The 19,994-nt window shown below is 67.1% G+C and carries 19 protein-coding genes; 10 read left to right on the top strand and 9 right to left on the bottom strand.

Annotated elements, in window-relative coordinates:
- Positions 1 to 50: 50 nt before the first annotated feature.
- A complete protein-coding gene (locus tag BMI87_RS18290) occupies positions 51 to 1,424 on the bottom strand; it encodes an aspartate aminotransferase family protein (protein WP_078522975.1) in 1,374 nt (457 codons plus the stop codon).
- A 254-nt stretch (positions 1,425 to 1,678) separates the two neighbouring features.
- Between BMI87_RS18290 and BMI87_RS18285 the strand changes: the two genes are divergently transcribed.
- Both BMI87_RS18285 and BMI87_RS18280 read left to right on the top strand, forming a co-directional pair.
- Positions 1,679 to 3,184: a PLP-dependent aminotransferase family protein gene (locus BMI87_RS18285; protein ID WP_078522974.1), complete on the top strand. Its 1,506-nt coding sequence runs from the start codon at positions 1,679 to 1,681 to the stop codon at positions 3,182 to 3,184.
- A gap of 30 nt (positions 3,185 to 3,214) precedes the next feature.
- Positions 3,215 to 3,955, top strand: coding sequence for a sulfite exporter TauE/SafE family protein (locus tag BMI87_RS18280; protein WP_078523036.1), 741 nt, complete (start codon positions 3,215 to 3,217; stop codon positions 3,953 to 3,955).
- A 17-nt stretch (positions 3,956 to 3,972) separates the two neighbouring features.
- On the opposite strand, the gene BMI87_RS18275 is transcribed toward BMI87_RS18280, so the two are convergent.
- Positions 3,973 to 4,725, bottom strand: coding sequence for an SDR family oxidoreductase (locus BMI87_RS18275; RefSeq protein WP_078522973.1), 753 nt, complete (start codon positions 4,723 to 4,725; stop codon positions 3,973 to 3,975).
- Positions 4,726 to 5,075: 350 nt separating this feature from the next.
- Here BMI87_RS18275 and BMI87_RS18270 point away from each other — a divergent pair, with 350 nt between their 5' ends.
- The gene (locus BMI87_RS18270; RefSeq protein ID WP_078522972.1) at positions 5,076 to 5,903 is read left to right on the top strand and encodes a DUF6544 family protein; all 828 of its coding nucleotides are present in this window, start codon (positions 5,076 to 5,078) and stop codon (positions 5,901 to 5,903) included.
- Between the two features lie 17 nt (positions 5,904 to 5,920).
- Here BMI87_RS18270 and BMI87_RS18265 read toward each other — a convergent pair whose 3' ends face one another.
- From BMI87_RS18265 to BMI87_RS18240, 6 genes are all read right to left on the bottom strand, one after another.
- The gene (locus BMI87_RS18265) at positions 5,921 to 6,754 is read right to left on the bottom strand and encodes a CPBP family intramembrane glutamic endopeptidase (RefSeq protein WP_078522971.1); all 834 of its coding nucleotides are present in this window, start codon (positions 6,752 to 6,754) and stop codon (positions 5,921 to 5,923) included.
- A gap of 109 nt (positions 6,755 to 6,863) precedes the next feature.
- Complete coding sequence (locus BMI87_RS18260) at positions 6,864 to 7,199, bottom strand: DUF1992 domain-containing protein (protein ID WP_078522970.1); 336 nt, start codon at positions 7,197 to 7,199, stop codon at positions 6,864 to 6,866.
- A 121-nt stretch (positions 7,200 to 7,320) separates the two neighbouring features.
- Positions 7,321 to 8,100, bottom strand: coding sequence for a heme ABC transporter ATP-binding protein (locus BMI87_RS18255; RefSeq protein WP_078522969.1), 780 nt, complete (start codon positions 8,098 to 8,100; stop codon positions 7,321 to 7,323).
- Positions 8,101 to 8,102: 2 nt separating this feature from the next.
- Positions 8,103 to 9,158, bottom strand: a complete 1,056-nt coding sequence (locus BMI87_RS18250; protein WP_078523035.1) for an iron ABC transporter permease — start codon at positions 9,156 to 9,158, stop codon at positions 8,103 to 8,105.
- A 10-nt stretch (positions 9,159 to 9,168) separates the two neighbouring features.
- Entirely contained in the window at positions 9,169 to 10,008 is an 840-nt protein-coding gene (locus BMI87_RS18245) for a hemin ABC transporter substrate-binding protein (RefSeq protein WP_078522968.1), read from the bottom strand.
- Positions 10,005 to 11,048 (bottom strand): hemin-degrading factor, encoded by a 1,044-nt coding sequence (locus BMI87_RS18240; protein WP_146681664.1) that lies wholly within the window; start codon positions 11,046 to 11,048, stop codon positions 10,005 to 10,007. The genes BMI87_RS18245 and BMI87_RS18240 overlap by 4 nt, the downstream gene beginning before the upstream one ends.
- Positions 11,049 to 11,255: 207 nt before the next feature.
- Between BMI87_RS18240 and BMI87_RS18235 the strand changes: the two genes are divergently transcribed.
- The 7 genes from BMI87_RS18235 to BMI87_RS18205 all read left to right on the top strand — a co-directional run bounded on the left by BMI87_RS18235 (position 11,256) and on the right by BMI87_RS18205 (position 17,802).
- Positions 11,256 to 13,355 carry a TonB-dependent receptor domain-containing protein gene (locus BMI87_RS18235; protein ID WP_078522967.1) on the top strand — a complete coding sequence of 700 codons (2,100 nt, stop codon included), beginning with the start codon at positions 11,256 to 11,258 and terminating at the stop codon, positions 13,353 to 13,355.
- Positions 13,349 to 13,762 (top strand): hypothetical protein, encoded by a 414-nt coding sequence (locus tag BMI87_RS18230; protein ID WP_078522966.1) that lies wholly within the window; start codon positions 13,349 to 13,351, stop codon positions 13,760 to 13,762. Before BMI87_RS18235 ends, BMI87_RS18230 begins: the two co-directional genes overlap by 7 nt.
- Complete coding sequence (locus BMI87_RS18225) at positions 13,759 to 14,439, top strand: MotA/TolQ/ExbB proton channel family protein (RefSeq protein WP_078522965.1); 681 nt, start codon at positions 13,759 to 13,761, stop codon at positions 14,437 to 14,439. The genes BMI87_RS18230 and BMI87_RS18225 overlap by 4 nt, the downstream gene beginning before the upstream one ends.
- 1 nt (position 14,440) lies before the next feature.
- Positions 14,441 to 14,815, top strand: a complete 375-nt coding sequence (locus BMI87_RS18220; protein WP_246832739.1) for a biopolymer transporter ExbD — start codon at positions 14,441 to 14,443, stop codon at positions 14,813 to 14,815.
- Positions 14,812 to 15,198, top strand: a complete 387-nt coding sequence (locus tag BMI87_RS18215; protein WP_078522964.1) for a biopolymer transporter ExbD — start codon at positions 14,812 to 14,814, stop codon at positions 15,196 to 15,198. The genes BMI87_RS18220 and BMI87_RS18215 overlap by 4 nt, the downstream gene beginning before the upstream one ends.
- Entirely contained in the window at positions 15,195 to 16,031 is an 837-nt protein-coding gene (locus BMI87_RS18210) for an energy transducer TonB (RefSeq protein ID WP_078522963.1), read from the top strand. Before BMI87_RS18215 ends, BMI87_RS18210 begins: the two co-directional genes overlap by 4 nt.
- Positions 16,032 to 16,182: 151 nt before the next feature.
- Positions 16,183 to 17,802, top strand: a complete 1,620-nt coding sequence (locus tag BMI87_RS18205) for a Na/Pi cotransporter family protein (RefSeq protein ID WP_078522962.1) — start codon at positions 16,183 to 16,185, stop codon at positions 17,800 to 17,802.
- 482 nt (positions 17,803 to 18,284) lie between these two features.
- On the opposite strand, the gene BMI87_RS18200 is transcribed toward BMI87_RS18205, so the two are convergent.
- Complete coding sequence (locus BMI87_RS18200; RefSeq protein WP_168175234.1) at positions 18,285 to 19,961, bottom strand: extracellular solute-binding protein; 1,677 nt, start codon at positions 19,959 to 19,961, stop codon at positions 18,285 to 18,287.
- Between the last annotated feature and the right edge of the window lie 33 nt (positions 19,962 to 19,994).

Genomic DNA, 19,994 nt, shown 5'->3' with positions numbered 1-19,994 from the left:
TTCGGGGAGGGGCCGGGGCGGTTGCCCGCCCGGGCCAGTGTTGATCCGTGTCAGGCGCTGAGCTTGGCCAGCGCGCGGTCGATCGTCTCGGTGATCCGGGTGATCTCGGAGGGGCCGACAATCAGCGCGGGGCTCAGGCACAGCGTGTTGTTGAAGCCTTTGAACGAACGCGAGGTCTTGCCGATGATGACACCTTCCGCGTCGCAGGCACCGACCACACCTTCGACGAGCTTCTCGTCGAGCGGCTCCTTCGTGGCGCGATCCGCGACCAGTTCCAGCCCGCAGAACAGGCCCTTGCCGCGCACATCGCCCACGACGGCGTGCTTTTCCTTCAGCTCCATCAGGCGGTCCATCAGTAGATCACCCATCGCGTTGGTGTTCGCGAGCAGGTTCTCGTCCTCGATGATGCGCATGTTCTCCAGCGCCGCCGCCGGGCCTGCCGTGCAGCCGCCGAAGGTCGAGATGTCGCGGAAATAGCTCATCGGGTCGTCGGGATCGGAGCGGAATTTCTCGAACACGTCCTCAGTCGTGATCAGGCAGGAGATCGCAGCGTAGCCCGAGGCCAGCCCTTTCGCGGTGGTCACGAAATCGGGCTTGATGCCGTAATGCTGGTAGCCGAACCATTCGCCGGTGCGGCCCATGCCGCAGACGACCTCGTCCATATGGATCAGGATGTCGTATTTGGTGCAGATTTCCTGAACCCGCTCCCAATAGCCCGCCGGCGGGGTGATGACGCCGCCGCCTGCGGTGATCGGCTCGAGGCAGATCGCGCCCACCGTGTCGGGGCCTTCGCGCAGGATGACTTCTTCGATCGCGTTCGCGGCACGCAGACCGTAAACTTCGTCATCCCATTGCGCGCGATATTCGAGGCAATGCGGCACGGCGACGAACCCGTCGGGGAAGGGGCCATACTGGTCGCGGCGCTGTTCCTGACCGCAGGCCGCCATCGCGCCCAGCGAGGTGCCATGGTAGTCGCGCTCGCGGTAGAGGATCTTCCACTTCTTGCCGCCGTGATGCTTATGCGCGATCTGGCGCACCATCTTGAAGGCCTTCTCATTCGCCTCCGAGCCCGAGTTCGCGAAGAAGACGCGGCTCAGACCCGGCGTCTTCTCGACCAGACGGGCGGCGAATTGCGCCGCCGGGATCGTGCCCGCCGAGCCTGCGAAATAGTTCATCTTCAGAAGCTGATCGCGCACGGCATTGGCGATGCTCTCGCGGCCATAGCCGACATTGACCGTCCACACGCCGCCCGAGACCGCATCGAGATAGTCGCGGCCATTCTGATCCCAGACCGTCATGCCCTTGCCCTCGACAAGGATGCGCGGATCGCGGTGGTCCAGTGCGGCGTGCTGGAACAGGTGGTGCCAGACATGGGCGCGGTCGGCTTCGACCGTGGCGCTGATATCGTTGAACTGACCGTCCATCGGAGTTTCCCTTTCCTTTGGGTTCGGCGCCCATCAAGCCTTTCCGCGGTGCAGCATGTGAGGGCCAGAGCGCCAATTCCGATGGGGCCAGATTTCGGCATCGATGTATTTCGGGCAGAGGTTTTAAGCCCTCAGCCGGGCAGATGACCGGAAAATGGGCAATTGCCGAAGATCGGGCGACATCTGGCCCGCTCGACCTTGCTCTTCCATGGGGCCAGAGCGCAGATGCGAGGGCAATTCAAAGGAGCCAGATCATGGACCGCTTGCCCGTCTCCATCGACCGTAACAGCCCCGAGCCGCTGCAAAGCCAGCTGCGTCAGGCGCTGATCGCGGCGATTCACGCGGGCAAGATGGCACCGGGGCAAAAGGTGCTGTCCTCGCGCGCGTTGGCCGAGAAGCTGGGCATCGCGCGCAACACCGCCACCGCCGTCTACGACGAGCTGGTCGCGCGCGGCTATCTCGAGGCGCAGCCGCGCCGCGGGCTGTTCGTCGCCACCCGCGGGCAGGGGAAAGGGCAGAGCGTCGCGGGCGCCTCCGTGGTCGATTGGAAAGCGCGTATCGGCGTCACCCCGTCGAAGCTCAACCATATCCGTAAGCCGCTGAACTGGCAGGACTATCCCTATCCGTTCATCTTCGGGCAGGTAGATCCGCGACTGTTCCCGCTCAACGCGTGGCGCAATTCCTCGCGCGATACATTGGGGCGGGCCTCGCTCGACTGGTGGGCGGCGGATCGGGCGGTCGACGACGATCCGATGTTGATCGAGCAGATCCGCACCCGCATCCTGCCCGAGCGCGGCATCTATGCGCGGCCAGAGGAGATCCTGATCACGCTCGGCGCGCAGGAGGGGTTCTACCTGCTCGCCCAGCTTCTGGCGGGGGCGGGCAAGCGGGTCGGCTGCGAGATGCCGGGCTACCCGGATTCGCGCTTCATCTTCGAGATGTCCGGCGCGCAATCCGTGCCGCTGCCGATCGATGAGAAAGGCGCGCGGATCGCGTCGGGGCAGGGGCTCGATCTGGCGCTGCTGACGCCGGGCGCGCATTGCCCCTCGATGGTGATGATGCCCGGGCCGCGCCGCGACGAGATCCTCGCGCGGGCCTCGCAGGACGATTTCCTGATCATCGAGGACGACTATGAGGGCGAGGTCGCCTTCGCCCGCGAACCGGCGCTGAAATCGCGCGACCGGGACGGGCGGGTGATCTATCTCGGCACGCTGTCGAAGACGCTCGCGCCGGGGGTGCGCTTGGGCTTTCTGGTGGCCCCCGAGCCGCTGGTGAAAGAGGCGCGCTGGCTGCGGCGGCTGGTGCATCGCTCGGTCCCGCTCAACAACCAGCGCACGGCCGCGATCTTTCTGGCCGAGGGGCATTACCTGTCGCTGCTGCGCAAGCTGCGCGCGGCCCATGCCGACCGCTGGTACCGGGTGATGGAACATCTGCCCGATCTGCTGCCCGGCTTCCGCGCGCCCGATCCCTGTCATGGCGGCTCTTCGGTCTGGCTGGAGCTGCCCGCGGGCGTCGACGGGCGCGAGCTGATCGCAGCGGCGGGGGCGGAAGGTATCCTTCTGGAAAACGGCGATCCCTTCGTGGCCCCGGAACAGGCGGGGCGCTTCATCCGGCTCGGCCTGTCGCTGATCCAGACCGAGGCCATCGTGCCGGGGATGCGCCTCTTGGGCGAGATCGCGGCGCGGCTGGCGCAAGAGGGCGTCTCTGGCCCCAACGAAAATGCCGCTCTGGACCAATCGGGCGCGCAGGCGGCGAGCTAGGGCGAGGGAAAGACCCTGACGGAGCCGATGATGTTCGACGCCACGACCCTCTATGTGATCCTCGCCGTGGCCTATGCGGCGGTGCTGCGCGGCATGGCGGGGTTCGGTTTCGCGATTGCCGCCGTGCCGATCCTGTCGCTGTTCATCCCGCCTCTGGAGGCTGTCGCGATGGCGGTGCTGTTGCAGGTGGTCGTGGGGCTGCACGATCTGGTCAAGCTGCGCGGCGCGGTGCATCGGCCCTCGCTCCTGCGGCTCTGTGCGGGCTCGCTAATCGGGACGCCACTGGGGATCTGGGCGCTCAGTGCGCTCAGCCCCGATGCCGCGCGGATGGCAATTGCGGTGCTGGTGCTGACCGGGCTCGCGATGCTGCTGCGCTACAAGCCCACCGCCCCGCAGCCGCATTCGGGGCTGGCGCTGCTGGCGGGTGTGGCCTCGGGGGCGTTTTCGGGGTTGGCCGCGATGCCCGGGCCGCCCGCTGTGGTCTATTATCTCGGCGCGGGCACGCCGCCTGCGCAGACGCGGGCGTCGCTTTTGCTGTTCTTCTTCGTGGCTTCGGTGATCGCGGTGCCGGGGCTGTGGCTCGCAGGTGCGATTGACGGAGAGGTGCTCTGGCTCACCGCGATTTCCGTGCCGCCGATGGCGCTGGGCACCTGGGCGGGCACGGCGGCTTTCGCGCGGCTCGATCATGCGCAATACCGCAAGATCGCGATCGGGGTGATGGCGATCTCGGCGGTGCTGGCAGGGTGGCGGGGCCTCTCGGTCTATCTGTGATCGGCCCCGCGTGACCCTTAGTCGCGGTGGATCTGGAACGGTGCCCAGCTCTGGCTCACCGGCATGATCTCGATCGAGTTGATGTTCACATGCGGTGGAAGCGCAGCCACCCAGTAGACGCTCTCGGCGATATCCTCGGGCTGCAGCGGATCGGCTCCGGCATAGAGCTTGTCATAGGCCGCCTTGTCGCCGCCCGTGCGCACCAGCGTGAATTCGCTCTCCGACAGGCCCGGCTCGATCGAGGTCACGCGCACGCCGGTGCCCGACAGGTCCGAGCGCAGCCCGAGCGAGAACTGCTGCACGAAGGCTTTCGTCCCGCCATAGACATTGCCGCCCGGATAGGGCCAGTTCGCCGCGATAGAGGCGAGGTTCACGATCAGCCCCCGGCGCGCAATCAGCCGATCCAGCGTGAGCCGCGTCATCACCGCGAGCCCGGTGATATTGGTGTCGATCATCGCGCGCCAGTCATCCAGATCGCAGTCCTGCGCGGGCGCGGTGCCGCGCGCGAGGCCCGCATTGTTGATCAGCGCGTCGATCTGCGCGAAGCCTTCGGGCAGGCTGTCGAGCGCTGCGCGCGTCGCCGCCTCGTCGCGGATGTCGAAGCACAGCGGATGCGCGACCTCAGGTCCGCCGAGCGCGTCGACCAGCGCGTCGAGCCGTTCCTGACGGCGCCCGGTCACGATGACCTTCCAGCCCTCATGGACAAAACGGCGGGCGATGGCGTCGCCGAACCCTGCGGTGGCTCCGGTGATGAGGGCGATCTTGGTCATGAAGGGGCCTTCCTGTCTTGCTACCTGTCGGGCCGCGCATCTCGGCGCGGCGGTCGCGGCCAGTCTGTCTCTCTGATCTGCCGATGCGACAGGGCCAGTCGGGGATTTCCCATGGGGCCAGTCCTGCGCGCCTACTCGGCGATTGTCGCGGCACGATAGGGGCAGGGGGCCGGAACTGCAATTTCACGGGCGCGTGACTGCGACTATGTGATCCGCGTGGTGGCGGTCCGTTCTCGGGATGCGGGGGCGCCGAACGGATCGAAGCGCGGCAAGCTAGTGTGCTATCCTCAAGTTCAAGGCGCCTCGCGATTGGCGTCTCGCGGATCGAAATGGAAAGGTAGCAAACTCGCATGGCTCTTTGGGTTCTGACCATCGTCGCCGTCGGGCTTTTCGGCCTTTTCGCAAGGCGGCGTCTCGACCTGCGGGCAGACCGGGACGAGATGGCCCGCTTGAGTGCGTTTCAACCCACCGATCCGCCGCGCTTCTCCGCCGATATGGTCGCCGACCTTCCCGAGCCCGCGCGCCGGTTTTTCACCTTCGCCATCGCGGAGGGAACGCCGCTTCACACCGTCGCGCGGCTGGAGATGCAGGGGCAGTTCGGCATGGGTGACAAATCTGCCCCCGGCTACATGCCGATGCGCGCCACGCAGGTGCTCGCCGCGCCGCAGGGCTTCGTCTGGGCGATGTCGGGCGGGACTGGCGGGATGCGTCTCAGCGGCTCCGACAGCGCCAAATGGACCCGGTTCTGGATAGCGGGCCTCGCCCCCGTGGCCCGGTTCGGCGGCAGCGCGGATCATAAACGCTCCGCCTTCGGGCGCTACGTGGCCGAGGCGGTGTTCTGGACGCCCGCCGCAGTGCTGCCGGGCTCGAAAGTGACGTGGGAGCCGGTCTCCGCGAACATCGCCCGGATGACGATGCGCCATGACGGGCTGGAGCAGGCGGTCGATCTCACCGTCGCCACGGATGGTCGCCCCGAGCAGGTCAGCTTCCAGCGCTGGAGCAATGCGAACCCGCAAAAGCGCCACCGGCTTCAGTCCTTCGGCGGCTATCTTTCAGAGTTTCGCGAGGTCGAGGGCTTTTGGCTCCCGACCCATGTGGAGGCGGGGAACAACTTCGAGACGGAGGCCTATTTCCCGTTCTATATCGCCGATGTCACCGACATCCGCTTTCCCAGGTAACGGCGCCTACCCGTGCCTCATGGCCGCACTTCACCGGGGATCACTTCGGTCACGGCGCCTTCGCGCGTGAACATCATGTCGCGCTTCCACCAGACGACGATCGCGGCGACGCCCACCAGAATCCACGTGTCCCAAGGCTGCGCATCCGGCCAGAACGGGTTGATGAGCTGCCAGTGGAACAGCATCGGCAACAGAAGGCTGCCCCGCGCCGCGTTGAAGATCGGCGTGACCAGAACCGCGAGGGTGATATTGCCGATGAAGAAGGGCAGGAAGCTCCATTGCGCGAAGACCACCCCGGCGAGGTAGAAGGCGGGCAGGTGCCAGACGCCCCAGATCGCGCCGATCAGCACGCCCGCCCAGAACGGGGCGACATGGCGCTGCAACAGCGGTTGCGCGACGCCGCGCCAGCCGAACTCCTCGATCGGGCCGAGAAGCAGCATCATGAACATCAGACTGACCATCGCGCCTACGCCCTCGGGCGGTTTCGGTGCGAGGAAGGGGCCGCCCTTGATCGTTGAGCCGATCATGTAAACGAGCGGGATCACGAGCAGGATGAAACCCCACCACGGCGCGGGACAGCGCCAGATCAGAAGGCGCGACAGGAACCGGCGCAAGCCGCCTAGTCCGGCGGAGGTCACGACCACCGTGAAGGCCGCGATCGCCGGGGCCCAGGTGGCCAGAAAGAAGAGCGGGTGCGCGCCGCTGATCTGGCCGAACCGCGCGGCCATGGCGTCAGGCCAGAAGATGTAGCTGCCGATCACGCCCCAGGTGATCGCGAAGGTCAGCGCGAGAAAGGCGAGCAATGCGCGCGCCGTGGATGTCGGGGTCGGGTGTTCGCGAGCGACAGACATTGGGGCGGCCTTGGAGCGTGACGTCAGGAAGCGCGTCACCGTCACCGTTTTTCGCGCGGATTTCCTTGTTCTGGGTCAACCAGATCGACCCTCGAACACCCGCGTCAGGCTAAGGGGCCATGAACCGCCGCCGCGCCTCTACCGCGATGTTGTAGCGCTGCTCCAGATCGGCGATCAGCGCCATCGCGACGCGCTTGGCATCGTCGCCCTCGGCCTCCCGGTAGCTCTCTTTGGCGGCCTCCAGCAGCTTCTTGAGCTTGAACTCCTCGGGCAACGCGCCGGCTTCGGCCATGATGCGCGACGCCACGGCCGTCGCCATATCGGTGAACGCCTCGCCCGAGCGATCCGGGAGCGGCTTGCCCTCGCCGGAAAGCCCGCTCAACTGTCCCTCCGCGAGGGCCTTCTGGATTTGCCGCTCGACGAGGCGGTTCAAGGATTGGGTCATGCGACGGTCCTGCCTGTTCCGGCGCCGCGCGAGAGGCGGCACTGCCGCGAGCATAGCGCGCTTGTGGCGATGCGAACACTCAGACTTCTGTGCGAAACCTGTGAAAGGACGGTGCGCGGGCTCAGGCCGGTCGCGCGAATTGCGGCAGCACCCAAAGCCCGTCCGAGGCCGCCGCGCCCACCTGCAACTCGCACCCATAGGTGCGACTGAGGACCGGCCCGCGCATCACCGCCTCGGGCGGCCCTTGCGCCTCAATCCGGCCTTCGCGCATCAGCACCATCTCGTCGGCCAGCTGCGCCGAGAGGTTGAGGTCATGCATCACCGCGACCACGCCGCCGCCCGCATCGGCGAAGCGGCGCAGGATCGCCATCACCTCGAGCTGATGCGCGATATCGAGGCTCGCCACCGGCTCGTCGACCAGAAGCCAGCGAGGCCCCGCATGGCTGACCGGCTGCCAGACCTGCGCCCGCACCCGCGCCAGATGGGCGCGGGCCTGCTGGCCGCCCGACAGCGACTGGATCGGGCGATGGGCCAGATCGCTCAGCCCGACCTCGGCCAAAGCGGCAGACACGATTTCGGGGTGATCCGCCTCGATCCCGGCATGCAGCCCCATCCCCACCACCTCGGCCACGGTGAAGGGAAAGGCGACGCTGTTGGATTGCTCCAGCACGGCGCGCAGCGCGGCCAGACGCCAGGCGGACGTCTGCGCGATCTCATGGCATTGCAGGGCGATCCGCCCGCGATAGGGCAGCGCCCCCGAGGCCGCTTGCACCAGCGTGGATTTTCCCGAGCCATTCGGGCCGAGGATCACCGTCACCGCGCCCGGTTTGGCGCTCAGCGAGAGGCCGTGCAAAACGTCGCTACGCCCCCGCGCGACATGCAGATCGGAAATCTCCAGCATGTTCAGACCCCTCCCAATCCCTGACGGCGGATCAGGATCCACAGGAAGACCGGCGCGCCCAGAATGGCGGTGACGATCCCGATGGGCAGTTCCGCAGGCGCGACCACCAGCCGCGCGATCAGATCGGCCAGCACCAGAAGCGCCGCGCCGAGGAGGGCCGCATCCACCAGCAGCGTCTTGTGATCCGGCCCACCCGCGATGCGCAGCAGATGGGGCACCACGATGCCTACGAAGCCGATCCCGCCCGCCATCGCGACAGCCGCCCCCGCCAGCGCCGCGACGCCGATCACCGCGCGATGCTTGAGCCGCTCGATATCATGGCCCATATGCGCCGCCGTCGCCTCGCCCAGTGCCAGCGCGTTCAGCCCGCGCGCAAGCCGCGGGGTCAGGATCAGCGCAGGCCCGATCAGCAGCCCGCCGACCAGCAGCTTCATGTGGCTCGCGCCAGCCAGCGACCCCATGCCCCAGAAGGTCAGATCGCGCAGCTGCGTGTCATCGGCGAGGTAGGTCAGGATGCCGGTGAGCGCGCCCGCCAGCGCGGCCAGCGCGATCCCGGCCAGAAGCAGCGTCGCGATGGAGACCTGACCGCCCCGGCTGGCAACCCGGTAGAGCAGCAGCGTGGCCGTCCACGCCCCGCCGAAGGCCGCGACCGGCACCAGCCATGTGCCGAAAAAGGCGGCGATAGTAGCGGGGAGGAAACCGCTCAGCACGATCATCGCGACGGCGCCGAGGCCCGCGCCCGCGCCGACGCCGATGATGCCCGGATCGGCGAGCGGGTTGCGAAACAACCCCTGCATCACCGCGCCCGCGACCGCGAGCGCCGCCCCGACCATCAGCCCCATGGCCAGCCGCGGCAGCCTGATGTCGAGCAGCACGACGCGGTCGCGGGTCGAGATTTCTTCGCCGGTCAGCCATTGGCCCAGCACCTGCGGCAGCGAGACCCCCGCCGCCCCGGTCCCGAGCGACAGGGCCGCCGCGATCACCAGCAGCGCGATGAGCCCGAGCCGCAGCGGCGGGCAGGGGCGGCGCATGGCGTCGGGCAGGGCGAGGGAGGTCATCGCCATCGCCTCAGCCCTCCGCCCCGGGATAAAGCGCCGCATGCAGAGCTTGCGCGGCCTGCGGCGTGCGCGGCCCGAAGCCCAGAAGCAGCATCCCGTCCATCGCGACCAGCGCGCCGCCTTGGGCTGCGCGGGTCTGCCCCAGCGCGGGGTGGGCGAGGATGTCGCGCTTTGTCACCGCCATCTCGCCCTCGCGATCCATCTTCAGGATCACATCCGGATCGGCGGCAAGGATCGCCTCGTCGGTTACGGGCTTGTATCCCGCGAACCCAGTCGCGGCATTCACCCCGCCTGCAAGCTCGATGATCGCCTCCGCGGAGGAGCCTTCGCCTCCTGCCATCACGCGGCCGTTCTGTAAGGACAGCACGAAGAGCACCCGCTTCGGCGTGGCGACAGCGCCCGCCGATTTGCGCACCGCGTCCATCTCGGCGTCGAAACTGGCGGTGAGCCGTTCGGCTGCCTCCTCGCGATCAAGCGCGGCGCCGACCACCGCGATCTTCTCGCGCACGCCTTGCACGCTGGGATCGCCCGGCAGCGCGACGAAATCGACGCCCGCCGCCTTCAGCGTCTCCACCGCCTCGGGCGGGCCTGCCGTGGCTTCGGCGAGGATCAGGTCGGGAGCGAGCGCCAGCACACCTTCCGCCGAGAGCGCGCGGACATAGCCCACATCGGGCAACTCGGTGATGCGCTCGGGATATTCCGAGGTGGTATCGCGCGCGACGAGCCGGTCCTCCGCGCCAAGCGCCACGACGATCTCGGTCACCGCCCCGCCGAGCGAGATCACACGGGCAGGTTCCGCCAGTGCCGGGCCCGCGATGAGAAGGGCGGCGATCAGGGCAAGACGCTTCATGCCTGACCCTCCAGATGCGGCAATGCGCGGATCGTCGCGTTGAACGCCTCGACGCCGCCATCCTTGCGCGAGGCGAAGATCTGCGTGATCAGCGCGCCTTGCTTGTCGAAGGCCTCGAGACTGAGCGCGGGGCCGTTCTTCGTCGGCTTGTCGACCAGCCAGACCTCGGCGATGTGGTCGCCGCGCAGATGCAGGTTGAAGCGCGGGTCGAGCACGTTGATCCACGGGCCCATCGGCTTCACCGTCTCGATCGTACCGCCGTGGATCTCGATGCAGCCCGCATTGCCGACGAAGATCATCAGCGGCGTCCGGTCGGCGGCGCAACGGGTCAGCAACGCCTCGACCGCGCCGGGGGACATCTCGGTGGCATAGGGCGCGCCCGCGATCCGGTAGGCGCCGAGCCGGTTCATCTTAAGCTTCGAGACCAGCCGCAGGAACTGATGCGTGTCGGTCAGCTTGTCCCATTCCGCGCGCAGGGTCTCGGCCTTCTCGGGCAGCGATTTCGCGGCCTCGACCTGAGCGCGGGGCGCAAGATCGAGCTGATCCGATTGCACGGGCAGGCGAAGCGCCGCGACGAGCGCGTGGAAGGCCGCCACGTCGCTCTCGGGTTTCAGATGCACCTTGTGGATCGCATCGCCCGCCGGGTCGAACACCTGGATCGAGCGTTTCTCGCCATCCTCCAGCGCGAAGGCATGGGCCCAGTGCTGCGCGAAGAGACGCAGGTCGATCTCCTTGCCGAGCACCATCTGCGCATGCGCGCCCGAGTGATAGTCTTCGTAAGTGCCGCGCCGTTCGATCACGCAGCTCTCGTTGCGGGTCAGCGCCATTACGTCGCCAAGCGCGGTCAGGCGCGGCATGATCGCATCGGGATGGGCTTCGATCGCGGTGGCGGTCGTGCCGATCTGGGCGGCGACCAGTTCGGCCTCCGCGATGCCATGCTGAGAGGCGAAATCGCGCGCGCGCATCTCGGGGCGCTCGGCGCGGAGCGCGCGGATACCTTCGGGGGAAAGCTGTTGGGGCAGGGTGCCGTCTGCGGGCATGGGGAGTCCTCTCGTCGTTTTCGCAAAGGGCGCGAATCTGGCGAGAGGGCGAAGCCTCGAGCTGGGCGCGGATGGGATCAAATATATCTCAGGAATATACTTGACTAGTTTTGTCGGATTCTCTAGCTGGTCACATCATCGAAATCAAGACAGTTTCTGCGCTGCCAGCGTCACGCCAGCCCCATGCAGACCACGAAGGGGACAACCATGGCTACGACGCCTCGCGCCGCGCGGATGCGGCTTTTCACGACAGTTACCAGCCTCGCGCTGATCGCCGCCGCAGGTCCGGCACTCGCACAGGAGAGCGGGACCGATGACGGCTACACGATGCTGGGCCGCCTGATCTATGGCTGGGGTACGCCGAAAGTGGCAATCGACACGCCGCAGGCGGTGACGGTGATCGACCAGCAGGACCTCGACGAGGAACAGCCCCGCACGATGGGCGATCTGTTTGCCGACGTGCCGGGCGTGCAGGCGGCGGGCGCCTCGGCGCGGATGCTGGGGCAGGCCTTCAACATCCGCGGTATCGGCAATGCCGAGCAGACCGGCAGCCAGAACCGCATCATCATCACCGTCGACGGTGCGGTGAAATTCTTCGAGCAGTATCGCACCGGTTCCTTCTTCGGCGATCCCGAGCTTTACAAGCGCGTCGAAGTGCTGCGCGGTCCGGCCTCGTCGACGATGTATGGCTCGGGCGCGATCGGGGGCGTGGTGAATTTCACCACCAAGGACGCCACCGATTTCATTCCCGAGGGGCAGACCGGCGCGGTCCGGCTCAAGGGCGCTTATGACAGCAATGGCGACGGCAAGATCGGCACGGTGACCTATGCCCAGAAACTGGGCGAGGATGCGAATATGCTGTTCAGCTATTCGCGGGGCACGTCCGACGACATGGAAGACGGCGCGGGGCAGACGATCCCGGCCACCGCGGGCGACCGTTGGTCGGCGCTGCTGAAGTCGAACTACTATTTCGGCGAGAACCGCGATCAGCGCCTGACCTTTTCGGCCTCGCGCACCGATAGCGACCTGAAGGATGCGGCCGTCGCGCAGACCGGCGGGGCGCTGGCCTCGGCTTTCGGCACCTCGGACCTGCACGCGATCGACGACACGCTCAGCCTGACCTACGCGAATGAAGGTGTGAGCAACCCGTGGCTCGATCTCGAAGCGCAGCTGAGCTACTCGAAAACCTCGACGGAGCGCGATAATTTCTCGCTCGGGATGATGTGTTCGCCGGGCCGTTTCTCGGTGCTCTGCCCGAATACGGCGAGCTACGAGACCACCGCGCTCAAGCTCGAGAACACCGTCGAGATGTCGCGCGGCGCGTGGGAGAACTACCTGACCTTCGGCACGCAGCTTTCGCATCAGAACCGCTATGCGAATTCCTCGGTGGGCGAGCCCGCCTTCCACCCGGGCGGCACCGAGGACAAGCTGGGCCTCTATGTGCAGGGCGAATTCGTCTGGAACGACAAGCTGACGATCACGCCGGGCCTGCGCGTGGACCGGGCGTGGCTCTCGCCCGATGCGGCGGCGGCAGCGCAAGGCGGTACCGATCAGGACGGCACGGCGATCTCGCCGAAGATCGCGGCGCTTTATCAGTTCAACGACACCTGGGGCGTCTTCGGCTCGCTCGCGCGGACCGAGCGGATGCCGACGCTGGACGAGCTCTACCAGACCGACGGGATCGGGGCGGCAGGCCGCACTGCGAGCCTCAATCTCGACAAGGAGAAAGCCACCACGGTCGAGCTGGGCGTGACCTATCAGACCTCGGGCCTTCTGTCGGATGGCGACAGCCTTTCCGCCAAAGCCACGCTGTTCCACAACGATCTGACCGATCTGATCGCGGCCAACCCCTCCGGCTCGGTCGGCGTGCCTTATTTCCGCAATGTCGACTCGGCGAAAATCTGGGGCGGCGAGATCGAGGCGTCTTACGAGGCCGATCGCTGGTTCGGGCAACTCGCCTATTCCAAGGTGAAATCCAAGGACGAGGCGACGGGCCAGACCCTCACCGACACGCCCGCCGAGAATATCGCGCTGACGTTGGGGGCGAAATTCCCCGATCAGGGCGTGCGCGCGGGTTGGCGCGTGCAGGGCTTCAGCGGGATCGAGACGGCGTCCGCCTCCACTTCGGCGCCGGGATACGCCACGCATGATCTCTTCGTCAGCTGGCAACCCGAACGGCTCGCCGGGATCGAGGTGAACCTGACGGTCGAGAACGTCTTCGACCGCGAGTACCGCAACAACCTCTCGCTCGACAACGCGCCGGGCCGGAACGTGAAACTCTCTGTCGCCAAGGCCTTCACATGGTGAGGGCGGCGCTTCTGACACTGCTTTGCGCGTGCCTCCCTCATGGCATCTCCGCGCAGGGCGCGCCCCGGCTCAGCTTGACGCTGGCCGGGGCAACCGAGGCCGAAAACGCCTGCCGGTTGAGTTTTCTGGCGGAGAACGGGCTGGGGAGCGATCTCGACGCGCTGGTGGTGGAGGCGGTGATCTTCACCCGCGCGGGCGCGGTCGAGCGGCTGTTGCTCCTCGATTTCCGCGACCTGCCCGCGGGCAAGCCCCGCGTGCGGCAATTCGATCTGGCGGGGCTGCGCTGCGCCGCGCTTGGCCAGATCCTGATCAATGGCGTCGAGACCTGCGAGGGCGCGGACGAGGCGGCCTGCGCGGACGCTCTGGAAACCGGCTCGCGCGTCGACGGAACGGAGGTGACGGGATGATCTCTCTTGCGGCAATCCAACAGGGTTTGAGCGATTTCGTGGCGCTGGGGGGCTGGGTCGTGGCGCTGCTGCTATGTGTCTCGGTGATCGCCGGGGCGGCCGTGCTGTGGAAGCTCTGGCACCTGACGAGCCTGCGGATCGGGGCTCACGCGCGGTTGGAGGCCGCGCTCGATCTGTGGGAGGCGGGCCAGCGCGGGGCGGCGCGCCAGAGCCTCGCGTCCGCCCGCGGTCCGCTGGCGGAACTGACCCGCCGCGCGATGGCGGCCCCCGAGCCGCAGGCGCTGCGGACTCGCTTGCAGACCGAGACCGAAATCCAGGCCGCCCGCAGCGAGGCCGGGATGCGATTGCTGGACGCCATCGCGCAGACCGCGCCGCTTCTGGGCCTGTTCGGCACGGTTCTGGGCATGATCGAAGCCTTCCAGACCCTGCAGAGCGCAGGCGCTTCGGTCGATCCCGCGCAGCTTGCGGGCGGCATCTGGGTTGCGCTTCTGACCACTGCGCTCGGCCTCGGGATCGCGATGCCGGTCTCGCTGTTTCTGTCCTTCGTCGAGAGCCGCATCGCCCGCGAAAGCCAGACTGCCGCGCTGATGATCGAGGCGCTCTGCGGCCCGGCGCTGCCCGAGGGCGCACCCGCGCGGGCCGAGCTCAATCGCGCTGTGCAAACCGCCGGGGAATGACATGCGCAAGCCGCTTCGCCGCCGCAGCCTGTCGATGACCTCGCTGATCGACGTGATCTTCCTGCTGCTGATGTTCTTCATGCTCGCCTCGAGCTTTTCGCGCATGACCGAACTGCCGATCGCGGCGCGCGGGGCAGGGGGCGCGGCTGCGCCCGAGAGCAAGCTGGCCTTCCTGCAGCTCGGGCCCGAGCGGATCAGCCTGAACGGCAAGGCGGTGGATCTGGACGCGCTGGAGGCGGCCTTGCGGGACGATTTCGGACAGCCCCCGCCGCGCCTGCTGGTCAGCCTCGAGCCTGACACCTCGAGCCAACGGTTGGCCGATCTGCTGGTGCGGCTGCGCGCTGTGCCGGGGCTGCAAGCGGAGGTGCTGGGATGAGCACGCGTTTCACCCGCCGCCGGAGCGAGCCGATCCTGACCCTGATCAACGTGGTCTTCCTGCTGCTGGCCTTCTTCCTCGTGGCCGGCACGCTCGCCGCACGCCCGCCCGCCGATCTGCAGCTTGTCGCTTTGCCGGAAGGCGCTCGCGCGCCCGAGCCGGGTCGGGCGGCGCTGAGCGCGCAGGGTGAGATTCTCTGGCCCGAGGGCATCGCGGATGCGTCCGCCTTCATCGCACAGCTTCCGCCCGAGGCAGGCGGCGTGGCCCGTATCCTGCCCGACCGCGCGGCCCCTGCGCCCGCGCTCGTGGCGCTGGCCCGCGATCTCAGCGCGGCCGGGGCGCAGGGTATCCGCCTCGTGGCCGAGCGGGGAGAAGCGCCATGAACCGGGGCGCGCTCATCGCCTGTGTGGCGCTTGCGGTCTCGGCCGGGCTGCATGCGCTGGGGCTGGCGCAGACGCCTGTAGCCGCGCCGGAGTTGCCGCCCGCAGGCGGTCAGGTCGCACAGGAGGCCCCGCTTCTTGGCAATGATTTCGCCGATCTCGCGGCAGGACGCGCCACGCCGGTTACGCCGGAGCGCGCCGAGCCGATTGCCCGCAAGGTCACGCGCCCGGTGCAGCCGGAGACGCCCACCACACCAGATGCGGCAAGCCCGTCCGCGCCCACAGCGCCAGACCGACTTGCCGCCGTCACCCCCACGCCCGAGACCCTGCGCGCCGAGAGCACGCTCGCACCGCAGCAAAGCCAGCGCCCCGAAGCGCGCCCCAAACGCCCCGCGCCGCAGCAAAGGGCCAAGCCCGGAAAACAGGCGCAAAGCGAAGCGAAACCAGCCTCCCCAAGCAACGCGGGAAATGCCGCCCGCGATGCCCGGCGCGGCACCTCGCAAGGCGCGGCCAAGGCGCGCAACACCGCCGATAAAGGCCAGCCCGCCAAGGCCCCCAGCACGGCCCGATCCGGTCAATCGCCCCGGCAATACGCGGCCTCGGTCATCCGCAAGATCCAGTCCACGCCGAAGCGACGCGGGCAGGGCCGGGGGCGCGCCGTGGTCGGCTTCGTGATCTCAGCAAACGGGCGGCTGAGTACGGTGCGCATCCTGCGCGGCTCCGGCTCCTCGGGCCTCGACGCGGCGGCGCTCGACCATGTCCGCCGGGCCGCGCCGTTCCCGCCGCCTCCGAAGCCGGGAATGAAGTTCTCCTTCGAATTTATCGCCCGCGGTTAAGGCCGCGGCCCTAAAACGACCCGGAGGGCAACTTGCACAGGTCAGTCAGAACCGGATTCATCCGGTAAAACAGAGCTTTGCGCGGCGCTCTTGCCAGCGCTTGAATTCCGCACCGCGTGGTCGCATTGTCGACGGCGAAGGGTGGAAAGCCATGTCGGAGACACTGTCGGCACTGGGCGGAATCGGGTTGTTCCTGCTCGGCATGAAGATAATGACCGAGGCGCTGCGCGAAGCGGCAGGCGCGAACCTGCGCCGCCTGCTGGCACGGTTCACCACCACGCCACTCAAGGGTGTGGCGAGCGGCTTAGTCACGACGGCAGTGATCCAGTCTTCTTCGGCGACCACGGTGATGACGGTCGGCTTCGTCGGCGCGGGGCTGCTGAGCTTCACGCAGGCGCTCGGCGTGATCTACGGCGCCAATATCGGCACCACCGTCACCGGCTGGATCGTGTCGCTGGTCGGCTTCAAGCTGAAGCTCGGCGCGGTGGCGATGGGGCTTTTGTTCTTCGCGAGCCTGACGCTGTTTCTCTCGCATGGCCGCGCGGCGCGCATCGGGCGCGTGCTTGCGGGGTTCTGCCTGCTCTTCATCGGGCTCGACATGATGCAACAGGGCATGTCGGGGGCTGCGGACTGGATCACGGTGGAGCGCATCCCCGGTACCGGAGTGGGCGGCTTGCTCGCGATGGCGGCGCTGGGGCTGGCGGTCACGGTGGTGATGCAATCCTCCTCGGCGGCCATCGCGGTGGTTCTGGTGCTGGTCAGCAACGGCGCGCTGCCGCTGATACAGGCGGCGGCAGCGGTGATCGGGATGAACCTCGGCACGACCTTCACCGCCCTGATCGCCGCCTTCGGGGGATCGCGGGCGATGCAGCAGACCGCAATCGCGAACCTGCTGTTCAATTGCGGGACGATGGTGATCGCCTTTCCGCTGCTGCAGCTAATCGCGGGGCCTCTGGAAGCGCTGGCCGCGCGCACCGGTGTGGATACCGCGCTGGTGCTGTTTCACACCGGCTTCAACCTGCTGGGGACGCTGGTCTTTCTGCCCGTCACACGCCAATTCGCGACGCTCGTCGCGAAGCTGCGCCCCGATCTGGGCGGGCGCGCACCGCCCGAGTTGGACCGCCACCTGCTGAGCGACGAGGGCGCGGCGATGCAATCGGCCCATGCGATGGTGATCTGGGCGGCGCGCGAGGTCTTCTCGGCCTATTCGCTGGCCATCGGCCCTGCGCGCGATCTGCGGCGGATGTCGGCACTGGGCCCGCGGGTCGGGATCGCGCTCGATGAGCTGAAGGATTACATGGCGCAGATTTCGGTCCCGCGCGACAAGCCCACCGAGGCCGCCGCCTTTGCAGCCCTCATGCATCAGGCCGACCATCTGATGCGGCTGGTGGAGCAGGCCGAACATCGCGGCTACATCGCGATCCTGCTGCGCGGCAAGATCACGCCGCGGCCCGCGCAATGGTTCGCCGCCTGCCTGTCGCCCGAACGTCCGCTCGATCTGCCGCAGATCGGGGCGCGGATGGGGCTGATGGCCGATCCGGTCGCCCATCGCTTCGCGCGGCACCGGCGCGGGCTTCTGCTGGGCGAGCATGTCGGGCTTTATACGATGCAGGAGACGTTTCAGGCGACCGATGCGATGCGCTGGTTCACGCGGATCATGCACAACGTCCAACGCGTCGGGGAATATGAGCGCGAGGTTCAGAGCAATCTGGGCCATGAGGCCGTCTCCGCCCCCGAGGCCGCGCCGCCGCCTGCTGCCGAGCTCGCCTGACGGCATCCCGAAGCGGGCCGACTTGCTTCGCTCATGCGGCATGGCGCGCGCATCCCACCGTGCCCCGTCACTTACCCACGGAGGGTCCGTCTAGGGGCTTTGGGGCATCCCGAAGTGGATGACGTGTCGACCTGCCATCCAAAAATTAGATCCACAACGTTCGTTGAGAATAGCCATATGCAGATCGAGCACGTGGTCCCGCGCTTTCTCCGCTGCAGTCAGCCAGGTCGAATAGGTAGAAACCCAATAATCGACGTGACGAAGCGCAGGCTCGCGCTCCACGAGGGGAGAGGAGCACCTTCAGAAACTCCGGGATGAGCATCAGGATCGGCGTCTCGATGCCGCATGTTGGGCGATTGCTTCAACCTGCAACCCTCGGCATGAACGCTACCCGGGCGCCCGTCTCGGCCGGTTGGATGACCCATGGCTGCTCAGCCAAACGTTACCCCCGAGCGCGAGGGGGCAGCCAGCGGGAAGCAGTCTCAACCCGCGGATCGGACGGCGTCGAGAATTCGGTTCTCCGCGTCTCTCAGGCCGCGTTGGGGCGATTTTCCGTTGAAAACGATGTCGTGGATTTCTTCCCCGAGCGTGCGTTCGATCAGGTTGAATTCCGGCACCGGCGGGCGCGCCCATGTCACCAGCTCGTTCTTGCGCGCCATCCGGTCGACCATGCTGACGATGGGGGAGGAGGCCAGCGCCTCCGGGTCGGCACAGACCGAGAAGCGCGGTGCCACGGGGAAGCCGTTCTTCACGTGCTCTTTCATCGCTTCGGGCGAGACCATCCATGCGATTGCGTCGATGATCTGCTTCTGGCGCGCGGGTTCGACATAGGCGGGGATCGTCAGAAGGAAGCCGCCGATCGGGGCCGACACGCGACGCATCCGGCGCGAGGGGGGCGGCAGGTAGGCGACGCGGCGGGCAACACGGGAACTCAGCTCATGCTCGAAGCGCGCCGCGCGCATCGTCCAGCAATAGGCAAGCGCGGTCTGACCCGACATGAAGTAGTGGATCCGCCGCTCCCAATCCATCGTCGCGATGTCGGGAGGCGACACCTCGACGAGCTGCTTCATGTATTCGATCACTTCGAGCGCGTCTTCGGTGTCGATCTGAAGCTTCAGCTTTTCGAACGTGTCGAAGCTCCAGCTCTCCTGGTTGCGCAGCGGCATGTCGATGACGGTGGTGCGGCAGGCCGCGAGGAAGAACATGAAGGAGTTCGCGATGGGCATGCCGCGCTGCCCGTTCCACGCGATGCCGTAGAAGTCGTCCTGCGGGTTATGGAATTCCCGCGCGGCGGCGATGGTCTCGTCAAAGGTCTTCGGATAGGCGAGGCCGCGGCTCTCGAACAGATCCTTGCGGGCGGCGAGAATCTCGATCGTGCAATAGAGCGGGATGCCGTATTGCGTCCCTTTCCAGTTGCCGGTCCCCCAAACGGAGGGATGGAAATCCAGCGCGTTGATCGCGGCATCCGAGATGAGATCGTCCAGCGGGGCGAGCTCCCCACGCTCGGCGAATTCCCCGAGCCACGGCATGTTCATCGCGACGACATCATAGCGCGGCGACATCTCCGAAAGGGTGCGTCGCGTATTGGCGTAGAGGTCGGGCAGTCGCTGAAGATCGAAGCTGCTGCGCTTGCCGAAATCGTTGCGGAAATCGGACCACATGTTGCGCATGGCGATGAAGTAGTTGTCGTCGTTCAGCAGGAACTTGATATCGCCAAGGTTGATCGAGGAGATGTCCTCCCCGCGCACGGGGGAGATGATCTGCGAGGCGAAATAGCTGCCGCCGAAATAGTATTCGCTGGTCTCCATCCCGCGCCGCAAGCCGAAGGTCTTCGCCAGGTGGCCCTTCACGTAGCTCGCGTAGTCCATGAAGGTGTTGAGCAGGGTGTCGGAGGGTTCGAGGAAATGCGTCTTCAGGCCGTTGCCGCGCGGCACCTGCCGGATCAGGCCGTCCTCAATCATCTTCAGGATCATGCGGTTGCCGGTGCTGTAGGGCACATCGGCGAGGCTGATCAGGCCCGACTTGTCGATCGGGCTCACACGCAGATGCGCGTCGACCAGTTCGAGCGTGATGTTGAAATACACGTCCGGCTTGCCGCCGGGCATGTTCGCGTCGAAGGGCGCACGAAGCTGCCGGAGGAAATCGACGATCCGGGACAACTCGTGACTCGTGAGTTCAGCATCCTGAGGTTG

This window comes from Thioclava sp. F28-4 (genome assembly GCF_002020045.1).
GTDB classification, from domain to species: domain Bacteria; phylum Pseudomonadota; class Alphaproteobacteria; order Rhodobacterales; family Rhodobacteraceae; genus Thioclava; species Thioclava sediminum.
The sequence above is the reverse complement of the archived record's forward strand: the minus strand, read 5'-3'. Positions and strand labels throughout refer to the sequence as shown.